This window comes from Luteibacter sp. P4_E6 (assembly GCF_056401535.1).
On record NZ_JBFUJE010000463.1, the window covers coordinates 1 to 3,160 of the forward strand.

Annotated in this window: 2 protein-coding genes and 1 pseudogene; 1 reads left to right on the forward strand and 2 read right to left on the reverse strand. The window is 67.2% G+C overall.

Annotated features, from left to right (window positions below; translation table 11 throughout):
* Window positions 1-262: hypothetical protein (locus AC1DT2_RS19215; RefSeq protein WP_477298075.1), on the reverse strand; the 262-nt coding region annotated here is incomplete at its 3' end.
* Between the two features lie 237 nt (window positions 263-499).
* Here AC1DT2_RS19215 and AC1DT2_RS19220 point away from each other — a divergent pair.
* Window positions 500-1,153 (forward strand): response regulator, encoded by a 654-nt coding sequence (locus AC1DT2_RS19220; RefSeq protein WP_046969125.1) that lies wholly within the window; start codon window positions 500-502, stop codon window positions 1,151-1,153.
* A gap of 86 nt (window positions 1,154-1,239) precedes the next feature.
* Here the strand turns inward: AC1DT2_RS19220 and AC1DT2_RS19225 are convergent.
* Window positions 1,240-3,160, reverse strand: a pseudogene (locus AC1DT2_RS19225) (hypothetical protein); the annotation flags it as partial.

Genomic DNA, 3,160 nt, shown 5'->3' on the forward strand with positions numbered 1-3,160 from the left:
TCGTGTCACCGGGCGCGGTCATGCCGGCAAACAAGGGGGATGTTTCGTGACATGCCTGGTCGGTCAATAAAGGTGTCACGACCGCCATCCATCCTTCTGCGAATGAACTCTCATCTTGCGGTCGACAGGCTGGTGTATACCGGCACATGGCTTCGGCCAGCGCCGCTATCAGCGCGGGAGGGTCGGGATGCGTGGCCATGGCGGCATCGAGAGCCGATTCCAGCGCGGCAAGTTTACCGAGGAGGTAGGTGGTGTCTTCCATGAGAAAAGCATGTCCTTACGTATACGCCTACAAACAGGCGTGGGCGACGATGACACGAACATCAGGTCATGTCACCTCACGCAGCACGGCGTCTACCGCTACAGGCTGTCGCGACCGAGGTTGATGATATGCACACGCTGGTTGTCTCGCCTGCACATCTGGCATTGTATGCGTCCGCAGGCCGCGCGCGATCGATCCGCGCGCATTGAAGTACAGTCGGCCCAGGGAGGGCACTTAATGATTAACGTTGTATTGGTCGACGACCACGAGCTGGTCAGGACCGGTTTCCGGATGATCCTGCAGCAACAAGCGGATTTCCGGGTCAGGGGAGAGGCGGGCACGGCGGAAGAGGGCCTGCGGCTCATCCGTACGCTCGCACCGGACATCGCACTCGTGGATGTGCACATGCCGGGCATGAGCGGCGTGGAACTCACTGAGCGAGTCGTACGCGCCAAACTGCGCACGAATATCGTGATTCTCACTATCGTCGATGACGCCCGTTTTCCGAAGCGCCTTCTCGATGCAGGCGCGCTCGGATATCTCACCAAGGGCTGCTCGTCGGACGAATTGCTCAGCGCCGTGCGTCAGGTTGCCTCCGGTCGGCGTTATCTGGCTCCGTCCGTCGCGCAGCAACTTGCCCTCGCGACGCTGGACGGCTCGGAGTCACCCTTCGACACCTTGTCCACTCGCGAGATGGAAGTCTCGATGATGCTGGTTCGCGGGATGCCGCTCACATCGATCGGTGAGCGTCTCAACCTCAGTCCCAAAACGGTATCCACGTACAAACAGCGCCTGATGGAAAAGCTGCATGTGGACCATGTCGTGGGCCTTGCTCACCTGATGACCGTGCATGGACTTCTCGACACCCACAACCATCAGGTCGGCAGTTGAGATAGTTCGCAATCGGTAACAAAAAAAACGCCGGGCAATGCCCGGCGTTTTTTTGTGAGGGAGGCCGAGGCCTCCCCGTACTTCCCTTAGTGCTCGTCGCGCGGCGTGTCGCCGTGCGGCGTTTCCTGGCGAGGACGCGTCAGGAGATCGCCTTGCGCCGGGGGCGCCCACGGCGAACCGGTGGACGGTTCATCAGCTGCCGGAGCCGGAGCCGGCTCAGCGACCGGAGCGCGGGTCGTATCCGGAGCCGGGGCCGGTGCCGGTGCCGGAGCAGCGACTGGCGTCGGTGCCGGAGCGGCAACCGGCGTCGGAGCCGCGACCGGAGCCGGGGCAGGTGCCGGAGCAGCAACCACCGGGGCTGGCGCGGGCGCCGCTACCGGTGCAACGGCAGGTGCCGGTGCATGTTGTGCTTCGGGCGCCTTGGCCTCGGTAACGACCGGGGCCGGAGCCGGAACCGGGGCTGGAGCCGGAACGATGACGGGCTTCGGCGCTTCGACCGGGGCGGCTGCCTCGGCGGGCACTTCCACGATCGGGGCTTCCGGTGCCGTTTCCGGCAGCATGCCGCGAGCCGGCGTGTCGAGCACGGACGACTGCCTGGCCGGGGTGGCGAGCGGGATGGAGGGCTCGTCTACGGCCGGTGCGACCGGGGCCGGTGCATCGACGTGGACGGGTGCGCTTTCGACAGCCTTGGTTTCGACCGGCGTGGCCGCGACTGGCGCCTCTGCGGAGACGTCTGCCGTCTTCAACGGGGCGCCCGACTCGGTCTGGCGACGTTCGGTCGTACGCGCCTGCGCCGAGTCGGCCGGAGTAGCGGGATCGACAGGATGCGCATGCGGCGCGACCGGAGCGGAGGTGCCCGGGATCGGCGGCAGCTTCGGCAGCGAGGTCAGGGTGAGTGCCGAGGGCACCGACTCGTCATCCGCGGCCGTTGACGCGACCGTTGCGACCGCAGCCGTCGCCGCGGCGGGAGCCGGACGGGTGGCTTCATTGCGTGGCGCTTCTACCGCGAAGGCGTTCTCGGCGGCAGCGGCGGTGTCGAGCATCGGCGGCACGCTGGCGCTGTCACGCGTGGTGCGAGCTGGCGTGGTCTCGACGATGTCGTCGTTGTCATTCTCGTCGTCATCGAGGTCGTCGGCGTTGCCGCCTTCGATCGAGCCGGCCTGCGTACCATCTTCCTGGCGACGACGACGGCGACCGCCGCGACGGCCACGACGACGGCGCTGGCCACCCTCGGTGTCCTTGGTTTCGGTGGACGGGGCGCCGCCATCGGCGGCGACCGAACCCTCGACCTGCGTGAGGGCTTCATCGGTAATGACCGGCGAGATGCCGTCCTCGTCCTTCAGTGGGGCATTCGGCTTCTCGGCCGGGACACGAACGGTGCCCGGCGCGGCGGTCTGCGCAGCACCCGCAACGAGTGTCGTTGCCTTTTCGATCTTCTCGACCTTGTCACCCTGCGGCTGGCGCTCGCCACGCGGCTGACGACGGCCTTCGCCGCCCTGACGGCCTTCACCCTGGACCTGCTGCTCCTGGCGGCCGCCCTGGCGACCACCCTGCTGCTGTTCCTTCGGCTGACGCGGCGCCTTCTCTTCGCCCTGGCGTGGCTCGCCCTGACGCGGCTCGTTACGGGCCTGCTTGTTGCCGCCCTTGGCCTGCTGCTGGCCCTTCGGCTGCTGCTGCGCGTTGTCCTTGCGCTCGCCACGTTCGCTGCGTTCGCCGCGCTGACGCTGTTCGTTGTTCTTGTTGCGACCTTCGTTGCCACGACGGTCATCACGGCGCGGGTTGCGCTCGTTACGTCCACCGCTGCCCTGGCGCGATTCGTCGCGACGGGCCGGCGCCGGCTCGGCGGCGGGCGCTGCCGGCTCGGAGGAGCTGAACAGGCCACCGAAGAGGCGCGAGAAGAAGCCGCCCTTCGCTGCCGGAGCGGCAACCGGGGGACGTGCCTTCGCGGCGGCGACGGGCGCGACCGGAGTCTCGTCCTCGTCGTCACGGATCGGGGCGGGGGTGGAC

Bases quoted from the DNA above. Each gene is read 5' to 3' on its own strand.
- AC1DT2_RS19220 (WP_046969125.1), top strand. From the start codon at position 500: ATGATTAACGTTGTATTGGTCGACGACCACGAGCTGGTCAGGACCGGT.